The 16,230-nt window shown below is 70.0% G+C and carries 15 protein-coding genes; 2 read left to right on the top strand and 13 right to left on the bottom strand.

Translation table 11 applies throughout. From position 1 onward, the window contains the following. Positions 1–112 precede the first annotated feature (112 nt). A complete protein-coding gene (locus OG912_RS30125; RefSeq protein ID WP_327712057.1) occupies positions 113–916 on the top strand; it encodes a peptidylprolyl isomerase in 804 nt (267 codons plus the stop codon). A 199-nt stretch (positions 917–1,115) separates the two neighbouring features. Continuing rightward, positions 1,116–2,345: a DUF349 domain-containing protein gene (locus OG912_RS30120; protein WP_327712056.1), complete on the top strand. Its 1,230-nt coding sequence runs from the start codon at positions 1,116–1,118 to the stop codon at positions 2,343–2,345. Between the two features lie 87 nt (positions 2,346–2,432). Here OG912_RS30120 and OG912_RS30115 read toward each other — a convergent pair whose 3' ends face one another. The 13 genes from OG912_RS30115 to OG912_RS30055 form a co-directional block, all read right to left on the bottom strand. Further along, positions 2,433–5,000 (bottom strand): RelA/SpoT family protein, encoded by a 2,568-nt coding sequence (locus tag OG912_RS30115; RefSeq protein ID WP_327712055.1) that lies wholly within the window; start codon positions 4,998–5,000, stop codon positions 2,433–2,435. 171 nt (positions 5,001–5,171) lie between these two features. Then, positions 5,172–5,723: an adenine phosphoribosyltransferase gene (locus OG912_RS30110; RefSeq protein WP_327712054.1), complete on the bottom strand. Its 552-nt coding sequence runs from the start codon at positions 5,721–5,723 to the stop codon at positions 5,172–5,174. Continuing rightward, positions 5,720–6,823, bottom strand: a complete 1,104-nt coding sequence (gene secF, locus OG912_RS30105) for a protein translocase subunit SecF (RefSeq protein ID WP_327712053.1) — start codon at positions 6,821–6,823, stop codon at positions 5,720–5,722. The genes OG912_RS30110 and secF overlap by 4 nt, the downstream gene beginning before the upstream one ends. A 1-nt stretch (position 6,824) precedes the next feature. Continuing rightward, positions 6,825–8,567: a protein translocase subunit SecD gene (gene secD / locus OG912_RS30100; protein WP_327712052.1), complete on the bottom strand. Its 1,743-nt coding sequence runs from the start codon at positions 8,565–8,567 to the stop codon at positions 6,825–6,827. Between the two features lie 146 nt (positions 8,568–8,713). After that, positions 8,714–9,199 (bottom strand): preprotein translocase subunit YajC, encoded by a 486-nt coding sequence (gene yajC / locus OG912_RS30095; RefSeq protein WP_327712051.1) that lies wholly within the window; start codon positions 9,197–9,199, stop codon positions 8,714–8,716. A 164-nt stretch (positions 9,200–9,363) separates the two neighbouring features. Next, positions 9,364–10,437, bottom strand: a complete 1,074-nt coding sequence (gene ruvB, locus OG912_RS30090) for a Holliday junction branch migration DNA helicase RuvB (RefSeq protein ID WP_326735120.1) — start codon at positions 10,435–10,437, stop codon at positions 9,364–9,366. An 80-nt stretch (positions 10,438–10,517) separates the two neighbouring features. Then, positions 10,518–11,144 carry a Holliday junction branch migration protein RuvA gene (gene ruvA, locus OG912_RS30085; protein WP_327712050.1) on the bottom strand — a complete coding sequence of 209 codons (627 nt, stop codon included), beginning with the start codon at positions 11,142–11,144 and terminating at the stop codon, positions 10,518–10,520. Beyond that, a complete protein-coding gene (ruvC, locus tag OG912_RS30080) occupies positions 11,141–11,716 on the bottom strand; it encodes a crossover junction endodeoxyribonuclease RuvC (RefSeq protein WP_327712049.1) in 576 nt (191 codons plus the stop codon). The genes ruvA and ruvC overlap by 4 nt, the downstream gene beginning before the upstream one ends. Positions 11,717–11,849: 133 nt before the next feature. Next, positions 11,850–12,602, bottom strand: coding sequence for a YebC/PmpR family DNA-binding transcriptional regulator (locus OG912_RS30075; protein WP_123468415.1), 753 nt, complete (start codon positions 12,600–12,602; stop codon positions 11,850–11,852). A gap of 61 nt (positions 12,603–12,663) precedes the next feature. Continuing rightward, positions 12,664–13,257, bottom strand: coding sequence for a pyridoxal 5'-phosphate synthase glutaminase subunit PdxT (pdxT, locus tag OG912_RS30070; protein ID WP_327712048.1), 594 nt, complete (start codon positions 13,255–13,257; stop codon positions 12,664–12,666). 6 nt (positions 13,258–13,263) lie between these two features. Then, entirely contained in the window at positions 13,264–14,184 is a 921-nt protein-coding gene (gene pdxS / locus OG912_RS30065; protein WP_148016286.1) for a pyridoxal 5'-phosphate synthase lyase subunit PdxS, read from the bottom strand. 167 nt (positions 14,185–14,351) lie between these two features. Further along, positions 14,352–14,897, bottom strand: a complete 546-nt coding sequence (locus OG912_RS30060) for a hypothetical protein (protein WP_326735125.1) — start codon at positions 14,895–14,897, stop codon at positions 14,352–14,354. Between the two features lie 73 nt (positions 14,898–14,970). Then, positions 14,971–16,131 carry a glycosyltransferase family 4 protein gene (locus tag OG912_RS30055; protein WP_327712047.1) on the bottom strand — a complete coding sequence of 387 codons (1,161 nt, stop codon included), beginning with the start codon at positions 16,129–16,131 and terminating at the stop codon, positions 14,971–14,973. Between the last annotated feature and the right edge of the window lie 99 nt (positions 16,132–16,230).

The raw sequence follows: 16,230 nt of genomic DNA, 5'->3' as shown, positions 1-16,230 counted from the left end.
CTGCGCGGTCGCAGCAGTTCAGAGCCTACCGGCGCTCCTCATTCCACAGCTAACCCATATACGGTACGGGGCAACCCAGGCCCGATCACACGACGTACAAGGAGATCACCCGGTGGTCAGCAGCGATCAGCGGCGGCGGCAGCTCGCCAGGGAGAAGTTCGAGCGGCAGCAGCAGCGCCGGGAGGACGCCCGACGAAGGACGAGGCGGCTGACCGTCGTCATCGCCTCCGCAGTAGCCGTGGTGGCGGTCATCGGCGGTGCCACCTACTTCGCCACCAGCGGTGACGACGACAAGGACAGCAAGGCCGGTGCGGCCGCGAGCCAGAGCCCGTCGGCCTCGGCCGCGCCCTCTCCCTCGGCGAGCGAGGAGTCCAAGCCCGAGCCCGCGATGAAGATCGACAAAACGGCGAAGTACACGATGTCGCTCAAGACGAGCCAGGGCGACATATCGTTCAACATGGACGCGGCGAAGACCCCGCACACGACGAACTCGTTCAAGTCCCTTGCCGACAAGAAGTTCTTCGACGGCACGAAGTGCCACCGGCTGACCACACAGGGCATCTTCGTCCTGCAGTGCGGCGACCCGAAGGGCGACGGCACCGGCGGTCCCGGCTACACGATTCCCGACGAGAATCTGACCGCGCTGGGCAAGGCGGGCGCCGACGGCACCGTGACCTACCCGGCAGGCACCGTGGCGATGGCCAACACCGGCCAGGCGCACACCGGCGGCAGCCAGTTCTTCCTCGTCTACAAGGACAGCAAACTGCCGCCCAGCTACACGCCGTTCGGCACCATGGACGCGGACTCGCTGAAGGCCGTCGAGGCCATCGGCAAGGCGGGAGTCACCGGCGGCGCTGCCGACGGTGCGCCGAAGAAGGCCGTGGACATCTCGAAGGCGGCCGTCGACAAGGCCTGAACCCCGGCGGACCCGGCAGGATCTCCGTCCAGCGGTCACTCGGTGCGGCCGGATAATTTTCGGCCGCGCTGAGTGCGGACAGCCGGGCGGCCCTTCGCCTAGATTGGCGTTGTGCAGGGCGGGCGCAGCCCGCCCCAGGAAACTGTGGACGATGCCAGGGGGGCGAACCCCCTCACGGGCATCAGGTGGAGGAGGCGCTGTGAGCAGCGACCCGTGGGGCCGTGTCGACGAGACAGGCACCGTGTACGTGCGTACAGCCGATGGCGAGCAGGTCGTCGGATCGTGGCAGGCCGGTTCTCCGGAAGAGGCCCTGGCTTATTTCGAGCGCAAGTACGAGGGCATTGTGGTCGAGATCGGCCTCCTCGAACGGCGGGTGAAGACCACCGACCTGTCGGCGAAGGACGCGACGACCGCCATCGAGCATCTGCGGGGACAGGTCGACGAGCATCACGCCGTCGGCGACCTGGAGGCGTTGCGCAAGCGGCTGGACGCCCTGGTCGCGACGGTCGACTCTCGGCGCGAGGAGCGCAAGGCGCAGAAGGCCAAGCAGACCGACGAGGCGAAGCACGCCAAGGAGGCGCTGGTCGTCGAGGCCGAGGAGCTGGCGCAGAGCGAGCAGTGGCGCTCCGCGGGTGAGCGGCTGCGCGCACTCGTCGACACGTGGAAGGGCCTGCCGCGGCTCGACCGCAAGTCGGACGACGAGCTGTGGCACCGCTTCTCGCATGCGCGCTCGGCGTTCTCCAAGCGCCGCAAGGCCCACTTCGCCTCGCTGGACGCCCAGCGCGAGGAGGCCCGCAAGGTCAAGGAGAAGCTGGTCGTCGAGGCCGAGTCGCTCTCCGGGTCCACGGACTGGGGCGTCACGGCTGCCCGCTACCGCGACCTGATGACCGACTGGAAGGCGGCGGGCCGCGCCCAGCGCGAGGCGGAGGACGCCCTGTGGGAACGCTTCCGCGGTGCCCAGGACGTCTTCTTCGCCGCTCGTAACGGGGTCTTCGCCGAGCGCGACGCGGAGCAGGGCGAGAACCTCACGCTCAAGGAGGAGCTCGCGGTCGAGGCCGAGAAGCTGGTGCCGGTGAAGGACCTGAAGGCGGCCAGGGCCGCGTTCCGGGCCCTCAACGAGCGCTGGGAGGCCATCGGCCACGTACCGCGTGACGCCCGCCCCAAGGTCGAGGGGCGGATGCAGGCGGTGGAGCGGGCGCTCCAGGAGGCCGAGGAGTCGGAGTGGCGCCGGACCAACCCGGAGGCACGGGCCCGTGCCGCGGGTCTGACCGGGCAGCTCCAGGCGGCCGTCGACAAGCTGCGTACGCAGATCGACACCGCCCGCGCCTCGGGCAACAACGCCCGCGCCGACAAGCTGGCCCGTGAGCTGGAGGGCCGGCAGGCACTCCTGGACCAGGCTCTGAAGGGCCTGGAGGAGTTCGGCGGCTGACCGGCTTCGGCAGGACATGGAGCGGGCCCGGTACGCGATGCGTACCGGGCCCGCTCCATGTCCTGGGACGTGCCCGCAGGCTCGCTGTCACGGCCTGCGGGCCGAAGTCACCCGGTAGACGTCGTAGACGCCCTCCACGCTCCGTACGGCCTTCAGGACGTGCCCGAGGTGCTTGGGGTCGCCCATCTCGAAGGTGAAGCGCGAGGTGGCCACCCGGTCGCGGGACGTCTGCACGGCCGCGGACAGGATGTTGACGTGCTGGTCGGACAGGATCCTCGTGACGTCCGACAGGAGCCGGGAGCGGTCCAGCGCCTCGACCTGGATGGCGACCAGGAAGACCGAGGACTGCGTGGGCGCCCACTCGACCTCCAGGATCCGCTCCGGCTGCTGCGAGAGCGAGTCCACGTTGACGCAGTCCGCGCGGTGCACGGAGACGCCGCTGCCCCGGGTGACGAAGCCGATGATCGGGTCGCCCGGCACGGGCGTACAACAGCGGGCCAGCTTGACCCAGACGTCCTCGACGCCCTTGACGACCACGCCCGGATCCGCCTTGGCCCGGCGCTTGTTGCGGCCGTGCGAGGGCGGGGAGCTCTCCGCCAGGTCCTCGTTGGCCGCGTCCTCGCCGCCGAGGGCCTGCACGAGCTTCTGCACGACGCCGGCCGCTGCCACATGGCCCTCGCCGATCGCGGCGTAGAGGGACGAGATGTCGGGGTAGCGCATCTCGTGGGCGAGCGTGACGAGCGAGTCGCCGGTCAGGATGCGCTGGATCGGCAGGTTCTGCTTGCGCATGGCCCGCGCGATGGAGTCCTTGCCCTGCTCGATCGCCTCGTCCCTGCGCTCCTTGGAGAACCAGGCACGGATCTTGTTGCGGGCCCGCGGCGACTTGACGAAGCCGAGCCAGTCACGGGAGGGCCCGGCGCCGACCGCCTTGGAGGTGAAGACCTCCACCAGGTCGCCGTTGTCGAGCGTCGACTCCAGCGGGACGAGCCGCCCGTTGACCCGTGCTCCTATGGTCCGGTGGCCGACCTCCGTATGGACGGCGTACGCGAAGTCGACCGGTGTCGCCCCCGCGGGGAGCGCTATGACGTCGCCCTTCGGCGTGAAGACGAAGACCTCGTTGCGCGAGAGGTCGAAGCGCAGGGACTCCAGGAACTCGCTGGGGTCCTCGGTCTCCTTCTGCCAGTCGAGAAGCTGGCGCAGCCACGCCATGTCGTTGACGGTGTCCTGGCCGCGGCCGGTGTTCTTGGGGACGTCGGTGCGCACCTTGGAGGCGCCCGCGACGGCTTCCTGCTTGTACTTCCAGTGCGCGGCGATGCCGTACTCGGCGCGGCGGTGCATGTCGAACGTACGGATCTGCAGCTCGACGGGCTTGCCGCTGGGGCCGATCACCGTGGTGTGCAGCGACTGGTACATGTTGAACTTGGGCATCGCGATGTAGTCCTTGAACCGGCCGGGGACCGGATTCCATCGCGCGTGCACGGTGCCGAGCGCCGCGTAGCAGTCGCGGACCGTGTCCACGAGCACCCTGATGCCCACCAGGTCATAGATCTCGGCGAAGTCACGGCCTCGCACGATCATCTTCTGGTAGACGCTGTAGTAGTGCTTCGGCCGTCCGGTGACGGTGGCCTTGATGCGGGCGGCGCGCAGGTCGGACTGGACCTCGTCGGTCACTATGGCGAGGTACTCGTCGCGCTTGGGCGCCCGCTCGGCGACGAGGCGGACGATCTCGTCGTACATCTTGGGGTAGAGGATCGCGAAGGCGAGGTCCTCCAGCTCCCACTTGATGGTGTTCATGCCCAGGCGGTGGGCCAGGGGAGCGTAGATCTCCAGCGTCTCGCGGGCCTTCTTCTCCTGCTTCTCCCGCTTGAGATACCGCATGGTGCGCATGTTGTGCAGCCGGTCGGCGAGCTTGATGACGAGGACCCGGGGGTCCTTGGCCATGGCGACGACCATCTTGCGTACGGTCTCGGCCTGCGCGGCCTCGCCGAACTTGACCTTGTCCAGCTTGGTGACGCCGTCGACCAGCAGGGCGACCTGGTCGCCGAAGTCGCGGCGCAGCGTGTCCAGGCCGTACTCGGTGTCCTCGACCGTGTCGTGCAGCAGCCCTGCCATCAGGGTGGCCGGATCCATGCCCAGCTCGGCGAGGATCGTCGTCACGGCGAGCGGATGCGTGATGTACGGGTCGCCGCTCTTGCGCTTCTGGCCGCGGTGCCAGCGCTCGGCGACCTGGTAGGCCTTCTCGATCTGCCGCAGCGTGGCGCTCTCGATCTTGGGGTCGTTGCTGCGGACGGTACGCAGCAACGGTTCCAGGACCGGGTTGTACGGGCTGGAGCGCTGCACACCGAGGCGGGCCAGCCTGGCCCTCACCCGGTTGGACGAGCCGCCGGTACGGGCCACCGGACCTGCGGGGGCGACCGGTGCCGCTGCGGGCTTGGCGGGCGGCTTCGGCGCCGTGGGGGCCGGCGGGACGGGGACGGCCGGCTGCGCGGGGGAAGCGGGCGCGGGCCCGTTCGCTTCGGCGGGGGCCGGACCTGTGCCGGGCTCCGGGGCCGGGGGCTTCGGCTTCTCCGCGGGCTGCTGCGTCGCGGGCGTGGCTGGGGCCGCCTCGGGCTTGTCGGGCTGCGGGGCGGCGACTGGCTGGGCCTCGTCTGGCAAGAGCACTCCTCGTGCGGATCCGGACACCCGGAAAGGCCATCGTATCGACCCTGCGGCCGGAGCTCGCCCGGGGACCGTGAGAGCCCTCACAACGCGGGACGGGCACCCGGTTGTTCCCGGATGCCCGCCGCGTGGTGCGTGTAGCTGTGCCTGCTGCCGTCCGGCAGTCGTTCAGACCGTGATCAGGGCCTCCAGCGGAGCACCCTGCAGATGCGGTGCCAGACGTTCGCGGCCGGCCAGGAATCCCAGTTCCATGAGGACGGCAACGCCGGCGACCCGGGCTCCGGCCCGCCGGATCAGCTCCAGGGAGGCTCCGGCGGTGCCGCCGGTGGCCAGGACGTCGTCGATGACCATGACGCGGTCGTCGGCCGACAGGTCCTCCGCGTGGACCTCGATCTCCGCGGTGCCGTATTCCAGCTCGTACACCTGGCCGAGCGTGGCTCCCGGCAGCTTCCCGGCCTTGCGGACGGGGATGAAGCCGAGGCCCGCCCGTACCGCGACCGGTGCGGCCAGGATGAAGCCGCGGGCCTCCAGGCCGACGATCTTCGTGGCGCCGTGCCGTACGCACAGTTCCGCGAGGGCGTCCGTAAGAGCCGTGAACGCGACCGGGTCCGCGAGCAGCGGAGTGATGTCCTTGAACATCACTCCCGGCTTCGGGTAGTCCGCCACATCACGGATCCGGCTGAGCAGGAGGTCCCTGGTGCTTTCGGTGGTGCTGGTCATCGACGGTTCCCCGGGGTCCTGCCGTGGCCCCTGGGGGGCTCCTGGCGCTGTCCGACGACCGCACCGGCGGGCGCGGCGTCCTCGGGGGACCGCTCGTCCGCCAGCTCGGCCTCGTTGGGCTCCCCCTTGGCGGCGGCAGCCGCACGCTTGGCGAGGATCCGCTTCTTCAGCGCCTTCATCTGCGGTTCGCGTTCCTTGAGGTCGGCGACGAGCGGAGTGGCGATGAAGATCGAGGAGTACGCACCGGCCGCGAGGCCGACGAAGAGGGCCAGCGAGATGTCGTTCAGCATGCCGGCGCCGAGGACACCGCCACCGATGAACAGCAGACCGGCGACCGGCAGTAGGGCGACGACCGTGGTGTTGATCGAGCGGACCAGTGTGCCGTTGATGGAACGGTTGGCGATCTCGCTGTACGTCCACCGGGTCTGCTTGGTGATCCCCTTCGTGCCCTCCTTGAGGCTGTCGAAGACGACGACCGTGTCGTAGAGGGAGTAACCGAGGATCGTCAGCAGACCGATCACGGTGCCCGGGGTGACCTCGAAGCCCACGAGCGCGTAGACACCGACCGTGATGGTGATGTCGTGGATCAGCGCGACGAGGGCCGCGATGGCCATCCGCCATTCGAAGGCGATCGCCAGGTAGATCACGACGAGGACCATGAAGACGCCGAGGCCGGTCCAGGCCTTGTTGGCGATCTGCTCACCCCAGCTGGGGCCGACCAGGTCGGCCGCGATCTTCTCGGTCGGGACGTCGAGACCCTTGGAGAGCTCGTCCTTGATCTGGTCGGACTTGGCGGTGTCCACCTCGGTGATCTGGATACGCAGACCGCCGTTGCCCAGCTTCTGGACGATGGCCTGGTGTCCCGAGGACTCGGACGCCAGCTCCTCCGCCTTGTCGACGGAGACGCTCGTCTTCGGGGTGGTGAAGACGGCACCGCCCTTGAACTCGATGCCCATGTTCAGGCCGCTGACCGCCAGGCCGACGATGGCCGTGATCGTGATCAGGATCGAGACGCCGTACCAGATCTTGCGCTTGCCGATGAAGTCGTAGCCGACCTCGCCGCGGTAGAGACGGGCGCCGAGATTGCCGAGTCGCGACATCTCACGCCTCCTTCGGGTCGGTGGGGGCGTTGACACGGCGCGACCGGCGCAGCGGCGGCTTGGCGCCGAGCCGCTTCGGGTCCAGTCCGGACCACGGGTGACCGCTCGCGAAGAACTTCGTGCGGGCCATGAGCGTCATGACGGGCTTGGTGAAGAGGAAGACCACGACCACGTCGAGCAGGGTGGTGAGGCCCAGCGTGAACGCGAAGCCCTGGACCTTGCCGACGGTGACCACGAACAGGACCGCCGCCGCCAGGAACGACACGAAGTCGGAGACGAGGATGGTGCGCCTGGCACGCGGCCAGGCCCGTTCGACGGCCGGGCGCAGTGTGCGGCCCTCGCGGATCTCGTCCCGGATGCGTTCGAAGTACACGATGAACGAGTCCGCGGTGATACCGATCGCCACGATGGCACCACAGACCGCGGGCAGGTTCAGCGCGAAGCCGATGGCCGGGCCGAGCAGCGACATGATCGTGTAGGTCAGGATGCCGGAGACCAGGAGGCTGAGCAGCGCGATGAACGCCAGCCCGCGGTAGTAGGCCACCAGGTAGATGACCACCAGGGCGAGGCCGATGGCGCCCGCGATGAGGCCCGCGCGGAGCTGCTCGCCACCGAGGGCGGCGGTGACGGTGGTGACGCTCTGCTCCTGGAAGGAGAGCGGCAGCGCACCGTAGGAGAGCACGTTGGCCAGTTCCTCGGCGGACTGCTGGTCGAAGCTGCCGGAGATTTCGGCGTTGGCGCTCAGCGCCTCGCTCACGGAAGGCGCCGAGACGACTTCGCCGTCGAGCGCGATGGCGAACTGGTTCTGCGGCGACTGCTGCTGGGCGAGCTTGCCCGTGGTCGTGTGGAACTTCTTGGCGCCGCCGCCGGTGAACTCCATCTGAACGATCCACTGACCGTTCTGCTGGTTGATCGCCGCCTTGGCACTGTCCACGTCCGTACCGTCGACCTCGGCCGGGCCGAGTACGTACTTGGCGGAGCCGTCCTGCTCACACGCGACCACCGTGTCGGTGGCCTTGGTGCCCTGGGACGCCTTGGAGCGGGAGGCCTTGCTGGAGCAGTCCAGCGCCTCGAACTTCTTCTGCAGATCGGCTGCGGCCGCCTGCTCCTCGGCGGAGGCGGTCGGGGTGGAGCTCGCCTTGGGCGTGGTGCTCGCCTTGGGCGTCGGCGTGGAGTCCGCCTTCAGGGCGCCGGTGACCGCGCGGCCCTGGGTGGTGGCGCTCGCGCTCGGCTTCGCGGACGAGCTGCTCGCCTTGTCCGAGGCGGAGGCGCTCGGCTTGGCGGACGGGCTGGCCTTGTCGGAGGACGAGGCGCTCGGCGCGGGCGTGGGCGTTCCCTGGGCGACGGTCAGCACCGGCCGGAAGTAGAGCTTGGCGGTCGTACCGACCTGCTCACGGGCCTGGGCGGAGTTCGTGCCCTTGGGGATGTTGACGATGATGTTGCGATCGCCCTGGGTCTGGACCTCGGCCTCGGAGACACCAAGACCGTTGACGCGGCGCTCCATGATCTGGACCGCCGTATCCATGTTGGTCTTGTTGATCGCCGACTCCTGGCCGGGCTCGGCCTTCGCCTCCAGCGTGATGGACGTGCCACCGGCCAGGTCGATGCCGAGTCGCGGCGTCGGCTGGTCGGCGAGGAACATCCCGCCGGTGAGAGCGACCATGGCGATCAGGATCAGAGCCAGGGATCGCCCCGGCCTGCCCTGACCGCCGGCCGGTCCTCGGCCCTTCTTCGGTGCTGCCACCTTCTCGTTTCTCCCTGTCCAACCGCCCCGCGCCGGGTACGCGCCCGAGCGGCCACGAAGTTTAGTGGGGACCCGCCCCCGCAGAAGACCGCACGGTCCGGGGATGGCCGGATGCCTGTGGGCTCACGGCATCCCCGGGTCGTGTGCTACTTCGCGTCGGCCTCGCCGTCGGCCTTGCCCTCGGACTTCTTGTCGGCCTTGTCGTCGGCCTGCTCCGCGTCGTCCGCCTCGGTCTTCTTGACCAGGTCGGTCTTCGCGTCGTCCGAGGTGACCTCGTCGGCGTCGTCCGCCTCGATCAGCGAGGAGGCGTCGTCCGGCACGACCGCGCCGTCGACGTCGAGCTCCTCTTCGTCACCGTGGACGATGCGGTTGTACTCCGCGTCGTCCAGGACGGCACCGATCGAGTTCTTGGCGTAGACGGCGTGGACGCCGGGAGCGATCTCAAGGAGAACCGAGTCGTCGTGAAGCTCCTTGACGGTGGCGTACATGCCCCCGATCGTCCGGACGCCGGTGCCGGGCTGCATTTCATTGCGCATGTTCGCAGCCGCCGCCTGCTTCTTCTTGGCGGACCGCGTCATCAGGAACATGGCCCCGATGAGCACGATGAAGGGGAGGAGAGTCACGGGATTCACGGGACGATTTTCCTTCGCACGACCGCGCTGGAAGGCGGCCTGGTCTACGGGGGTGGGTACACCGACCTTTAAGGGCGGCATCGGCGGAGTCTAAGCGAGTCCGCATCGATGGAACAACGCCCAGCATGGCACCGTGGTTCCTCTGTGGGTCAACCTGTGATGCATCACGCCCCGAACAGACCCTGTTGTCCCTTTCCGTCGTGCTGCGGAGGCACCAGCCCGAGATGGGCCCAGGCGGCCGGGGTCGCGACCCGCCCCCGCGGCGTCCTGGCCAGCAGTCCTTCCCGTACGAGAAAGGGCTCCGCGACCTCCTCGACCGTTTCGCGCTCCTCCCCCACGGCAACCGCGAGCGTGGACAGGCCGACCGGGCCGCCGCCGAAGAGTTTCAGCAGGGCGCCGAGAACGGCCCGGTCCAGCCGGTCGAGGCCCCTGGCGTCGACCTCGTACACCCGCAGGGCCGCGACGGCGATCTCCCGGTCGATCCTGCCGTCGGCCTTGACCTGGGCGTAGTCCCGGACCCGGCGCAGCAGCCGGTTGGCGATACGGGGTGTGCCGCGCGAACGCCCGGCGATCTCGGCGGCGCCCTCGACGTCTATCGCGACGTCCAGGAGTCCGGCCGAGCGGTGAATCACCCGTTCCAGCTCGTTCGGGGCGTAGAACTCCATGTGCCCGGTGAAGCCGAAGCGGTCGCGCAGCGGGGGCGGCAGCAGTCCCGCCCTGGTGGTCGCGCCGACCAGGGTGAAGGGCGGCAGTTCCAGCGGGATGGCGGTGGCCCCGGGCCCCTTGCCGACGATCACGTCGACCCGGAAGTCCTCCATGGCCATGTAGAGCATCTCCTCGGCGGGCCGGGACATGCGGTGGATCTCGTCGAGGAAGAGGACCTCGCCCTCCTGCAGCGAGGACAGGATGGCCGCCAGATCGCCCGCGTGCTGGATGGCGGGGCCGGAGGTGATCCTGATCGGCGCGTTCATCTCGGCCGCGATGATCATCGAGAGGGTGGTCTTGCCCAGCCCCGGGGCGCCGGAGAGCAGCACGTGGTCGGCGGTCGCGCCGCGGGCGCGGGCCGCCTTGAGGACCAGGTCGAGCTGTTCGCGCACCTTCTCCTGGCCGACGAACTCATCGAGGTCCTTGGGGCGCAGCGCCGCCTCGACCGCGGTGTCCTCGCCGTCCGCGCCGGCGTCGACGAGCCGCTCGTCGAGGAGCTCGTCGGTGTCGGGTCCGGTCTCGTCCCAGTTCATCTCGTCAGTCCCGCCTCGGGTGTTTCGGTGCCGGTCCGTGGGGTGCCGGGCCGGGCGTCAGGGGTGGTGCCCGGGTCCGCTCAGCGCGCGCGGTTGAGGGTCTGCAGGGCGGCGCGCAGCAGCTGCGGCACGGGCGGCTGGGCGCCTTCCGCGAGGGCAGCCTCCGCCTGCGGCGCCACGGCGGACACCGCTTCGTCCGCCTCGCGGGTGGCGTAGCCGAGGCCGATCAGGGCTGCCTGGAGCTGGTCGCGCCAGGAGGAGGAGACCGCGGTGCCGATGCCCTGCTGGCCGATGTGGGCGCCGACCGGTTCGCCGAGTCGGTCCTTCAGTTCGAGCAGGAGCTTCTGCGCGCCCTTCTTGCCGATGCCGGACACGGCGGTGAGCGCCTTCTCGTCGCCGGTGGCCACGGCGATACGCAGGGCGTCCGGGCTGTGTGTGGCCAGCATGGCCTGGGCGACCCGGGGCCCGACCCCGCTGGCGGTCTGGAGGAGCTCGAAGACCTGCCGTTCGTCGTCGTCGGCGAAGCCGTAGAGCGTCAGCGAGTCCTCCCGTACGACGAGGGAGGTGGCGAGCTTGGCCTCCTTGCCGACACGGAGGCCGGCGAGGGTGTTCGGTGCGCACTGGATGGCCATGCCGATGCCGCCGACCTCGATCACGGCCGTGGTCGGGGAGAGCGCGGCGACGGGGCCGCTGACGAAGGCGATCATCGGGGGACCTTCCGGACGGGGGCTGCTGTGGTGCGCGGGACGCGCGGGGAGCGGGCAGCCGCTGCGGCCGCCGCGTGCGCCTGCTGGAGGCGGTTGAGCGCGGGGGCGCGCCAGATGTGGCAGATGGCGAGGGCGAGGGCGTCGGCGGCGTCCGCGGGCTTCGGCGGGGCGTCCAGGCGCAGGAGCCGGGTCACCATGGCGCCGACCTGCGCCTTGTCCGCACGTCCGCTGCCGGTGACGGCGGCCTTGACCTCACTGGGCGTGTGCAGGGCTACGGGGATGCCGCGGCGGGACGCGCAGAGCATGGCGACCGCGCTGGCCTGGGCGGTGCCCATCACCGTACGGACGTTGTGCTGGGCGAACACCCGCTCCACGGCCACGTACTCCGGTCGGTGCTCGTCGAGCCACTCCTCGATGCCGCGCTCGATGGCCACCAGCCGGTGGCCGAGCTCCGCGTCCGCGGGGGTGCGCACGACTCCGACGCCGAGCATCGTCAGGGGCCGGCCCGCGACGCCTTCGACGACTCCGACGCCGCACCGGGTGAGCCCGGGGTCCACGCCGAGTACCCGCACGGTTCGCCCCCTCCCTGCCGATCGGTCAACTGTTCCTGGAGGCTATCGGCTCGCACTGACAATGCGACGGGCCGACGGGGTGTGTCCCCGTCGGCCCGTCCACGGAAAGCTGTGCAGGTCAGTCGGCAGCCTCTCAGGCGTCGACCTTCTCCATGACCTCGTCGGAGACGTCGAAGTTGGCGAAGACGTTCTGCACGTCGTCGCTGTCCTCCAGCGCGTCGATCAGTTTGAAGATCTTGCGCGCACCCTCTTCGTCGAGGTCGACCTGCATGGTGGGCAGGAAGTTGGCCTCGGCCGAGTCGTAGTCGATGCCCGCCTCCTGGAGCGCGGTGCGGACCGCGACCATGTCGGTGGCCTCGCTGACGACCTCGTAGCTCTCACCGAGGTCGTTGACCTCCTCGGCGCCGGCGTCGAGCACCGCACCCAGCACGTCGTCCTCGGACAGCTCACCCTTGGGGACGATCACGACGCCCTTGCGGTTGAACAGGTACGAGACCGAGCCCGGGTCGGCCATCGAGCCGCCGTTGCGCGTCATCGCGACACGTACGTCGGAGGCGGCACGGTTGCGGTTGTCGGTGAGGCACTCGATGAGCACCGCGACACCGTTCGGGCCGTAGCCTTCGTACATGATCGTCTGGTAGTCGACGCCGCCCGCTTCGAGACCGCCACCGCGCTTGACCGCGGAGTCGATGTTCTTGTTCGGGACCGAGCTCTTCTTCGCCTTCTGGATCGCGTCCACAAGGGTCGGGTTGCCCTCGGGGTCCACCCCGCCGGTGCGGGCCGCGACCTCGATGTTCTTGATCAGCTTCGCGAAGAGCTTGCCGCGCTTGGCGTCAATCACGGCCTTCTTGTGCTTCGTCGTAGCCCATTTAGAGTGGCCGGACATCTGCCTTCTCCTTCGCGTCACCAAATTCCGTACGAACCCGAGAGATCCTACCGGGGTCGAGTCAGCTGACTGCGCGCACCATGTCGACGAAGTACGCGTGAAGCCGGTGATCGCCGGTCAGTTCCGGGTGGAATGACGTGGCAAGGGCGTTTCCCTGCCGTACCGCCACGATGTGACCGCCGTGCTCGGCCACCACCTCGGCCTGCGCGCCCACGGACTCGACCCAGGGGGCCCGGATGAAGACGCCCTCGACCGGGCCGCCCTCGATCCCGGCGACCTCGACGGCCGCTTCGAAGGACTCGTTCTGCCGCCCGAAAGCGTTACGGCGCACGATCATGTCGATGCCGCCGACGGTCTCCTGGCCCGAGCGCGGGTCGAGGATCTTGTCGGCGAGCAGGATCATCCCGGCGCAGGTGCCGTAGACCGGCATCCCGGCCCGTACCCGCTCGCGCAGGGGTTCCAGCATGCCGAAAAGGGCGGCCAGTTTGGACATCGTGGTGGACTCGCCGCCGGGTATGACCAGCCCGTCGACCTCGGCGAGTTCCTCGGGCCGCCGGACCGGCCTGGCCAGGGCGTCCGCCGAGGCCAGGGCGATCAGGTGTTCCCGTACGTCGCCCTGGAGAGCCAGGACACCGATCACAGGGGTGTCGCTCATCAGTGACTACCAGCCACGGTTGGCGTAGCGCTCGGCCTCGGGCAGGGTGTCGCAGTTGATGCCGACCATGGCCTCGCCCAGGTTGCGCGAGGCGTCCGCGATGATCTTCGGGTCGTCGTAGAAGGTGGTGGCCTTCACGATGGCGGCGGCGCGCTTGGCCGGGTCGCCGGACTTGAAGATGCCGGAGCCGACGAAGACGCCCTCGGCACCGAGCTGGCGCATCAGCGCGGCGTCGGCCGGGGTGGCGACGCCACCTGCGGAGAAGAGGACGACGGGCAGCTTGCCGAGCTCGGCGACCTCCTTGACCAGCTCGTACGGGGCGCGGAGGTCCTTGGCGGCGGCGTACAGCTCGTTGTTGTCGTAGCCGCGCAGCCGGGCGATCTCGTTCTTGATCTGGCGCAGGTGGCGGACGGCCTCGACGACGTTGCCGGTGCCGGCCTCGCCCTTCGAGCGGATCATGGCCGCGCCCTCGGCGATACGGCGCAGGGCCTCGCCCAGGTTGGTGGCGCCACAGACGAACGGGGTGGTGAACGCGAACTTGTCGCTGTGGTTGACCTCGTCGGCCGGGGTGAGGACCTCGGACTCGTCGATGTAGTCGACGCCGAGGGACTGCAGAACCTGGGCCTCGACGAAGTGTCCGATGCGGGACTTCGCCATCACCGGGATGGAGACCGACTCGATGATCTCCTCGATCATGGTCGGGTCCGACATCCGGGCCACGCCGCCGTCCTTGCGGATGTCGGCCGGAACCCGCTCCAGGGCCATGACGGCCACGGCGCCCGCGTCCTCGGCGATCTTCGCCTGCTCGGCGTTGACGACGTCCATGATCACGCCGCCCTTGAGCTGCTCGGCCATGCCGCGCTTGACGCGGGCGGTGCCGGTGGCGGGGGCGTCGGCGGACTGCGGGGTGGCGGGATTCGTGGACACGGATCGACCTCACTGGGAGAAAAGGGTGCTGAACGTGCAGGGGTGATGCACTGCTGAGCAAACTCTCCGGCACCAGTCCACAGCAAGGGCCAATGGAAGGCCGGTGGATCGTTTTGGCCCGGTGCGGCGGCGGGCGGACCCCCGCCGGGCCCCGCCCGCCGCCGTCGTCAGCTGACCGGACGGTCCGCGAGGGCGACCGGCGGCTCGTCGTCCATCTCGAACGCCAGCGGGAACGGGGCGTGCCCGGCGAGCCGGAACCAGCGCACCGTGCGGTGGCGGCGCAGCGCACGCGCCGCCCGCACCGCGTCGTTGTGGAACCTGCGCGCCATCGGGACCCGGCGCACCGCCGCGGCCAGCTCCGATGCCGCCTCCTCGCCGCCCGGGATCTCCTTGACCGCCTCGACCTGCGCCCGCTCGCCGAACACCGCGCGCAGGGCGGTGCTCAGCTCGCTCTCGGCGACCTCGCGGTGTTCCTCCTCCGACTGGCGGGCGGCGTGCGCGGCCTCGTACAGCACGATGGAGGCGGCAGGGTCGAGGACACCGGACGTGGCGAGTTCCTGGGTGACCGAGGCGCGGCGCAGCAGTTGGGCGTCGAGGGCGGCGCGGGCCGCGTCGATGCGGGTGTGCAGCCGGTCGAGACGGCCGGCGGTCCAGCTGAGGTACAGGCCGATCGCGATGAGCACGACGGCGGTCCAGATGAGGGTTTCGGTCACGGGCGGAAAGGCTACCGGGGAGCGGGCGCCGGACGGTGTCCCCGGGCGGCGCGGGCGCCGTCCGGGGAGGGTCTCAGTCCCGGGCCAGCCCGAACCGGGCCCGCAGCCCCGTGCGTTCGTCCGCCGCCACCGACGCGGCCCCGTCCGCCACCGTCTCGTACACCGCGAGGATGTCCGCCCCGACCGTCGACCAGTCGAAGCGCCGCACATGTGCGCTGCCGCGCTCGCGCAGCTCCGCACGCCGTTCCGGGTCGCCCAGCAGCCGGATCGCCGCCGTGGCCAGGGCGTCCGCGTCCTCGTTGGCGAACAGCTCCCCCGCCGCACCCAGGTCCAGGACCTGCGCGAACGCGTCCAGATCGCTGGCCAGAACCGGTGCGCCCGCCGACATGGCCTCGACCAGGATGATGCCGAAGCTCTCGCCGCCGGTGTTGGGCGCGACGTACACGTCGACGCTGCGCAGCAGCCGTGCCTTGTCCTCGTCGCTCACCATGCCGAGGAACTCGACGCGTGCACGCATCTCCTTGGGCAGCGAGGCGACGGCCTCCTCCTCGTCGCCCCGGCCCGCCACCAGCAGCCGTGTGTCCGGACGTGCGGCCAGGATCGCGGGCAGCGCCCGCATCAGGACGGGCAGGCCCTTGCGGGGCTCGTCGATGCGCCCGATGAAGCCGATCGTGCCGCCCTGCCACTCGGGCCTGGGTTCGGCCGCGGCAAAGAACCCGACGTCCACCCCGTTGGGGATGACCACCGCGTCGCCGCCCAGGTGCTCGACCAGGGTCCGGCGCGCGTACTCGCTCACCGCGATGCGCGCGCTGATCTTCTCCAGCGCCGGCTGGAGGATCGGGTAGGCGGCGATCATCGCCCGCGAGCGCGGATTGGACGTGTGGAACGTGGCGACGATCGGCCCCTGCGCCGCCCAGCACGTCAGCAGCCCCAGCGACGGCGAGGTCGGCTCATGGATGTGGATCACGTCGAACGTGCCGTCGTGCAGCCACCGCCGCACCCGCGCCGCGGACAGGAAGCCGAAGTTCAGCCGGGCGACGGAGCCGTTGTACGGGACGGGCACGGCACGGCCCGCGGACACCACGTACGGCGGCAGCGGCGTCTCGTCGTCGGCCGGGGCCAGCACGGAGACCTGGTGGCCGAGCCGGATCAGATGCTCGGCCAGATCACGGATGTGGAACTGCACGCCGCCCGGGACGTCCCAGGAGTACGGGCAGACGATGCCGATCTTCACTGCTGGGGCCTTTCGTTCGGATCAGGCCGGATCAGGGAGCGGGGTCCGGTGCGTGCAACTGCAAGGCGGAGGAGACTGTGGAGCATGGGCGACCGCCGA

It is taken from the genome of Streptomyces sp. NBC_00464, from assembly GCF_036013915.1.
In the GTDB taxonomy this organism is placed as follows: domain Bacteria; phylum Actinomycetota; class Actinomycetes; order Streptomycetales; family Streptomycetaceae; genus Streptomyces.
Note: the sequence above shows the minus strand (reverse complement) of the source record. Positions and strands in the feature narration are given on the sequence as shown.

Coding starts and splice junctions, on each gene's coding strand:
- OG912_RS30110 (WP_327712054.1), bottom strand. CDS start 5,723: ATGACCAGCACCACCGAAAGCACCAGGGACCTCCTGCTCAGCCGGATC.
- secF (WP_327712053.1), bottom strand. CDS start 6,823: ATGTCGCGACTCGGCAATCTCGGCGCCCGTCTCTACCGCGGCGAGGTC.
- ruvB (WP_326735120.1), bottom strand. CDS start 10,437: ATGAACTGGGACGAGACCGGACCCGACACCGACGAGCTCCTCGACGAG.
- ruvA (WP_327712050.1), bottom strand. CDS start 11,144: ATGATCGCCTTCGTCAGCGGCCCCGTCGCCGCGCTCTCCCCGACCACG.
- OG912_RS30075 (WP_123468415.1), bottom strand. CDS start 12,602: ATGTCCGGCCACTCTAAATGGGCTACGACGAAGCACAAGAAGGCCGTG.
- pdxT (WP_327712048.1), bottom strand. CDS start 13,257: ATGAGCGACACCCCTGTGATCGGTGTCCTGGCTCTCCAGGGCGACGTA.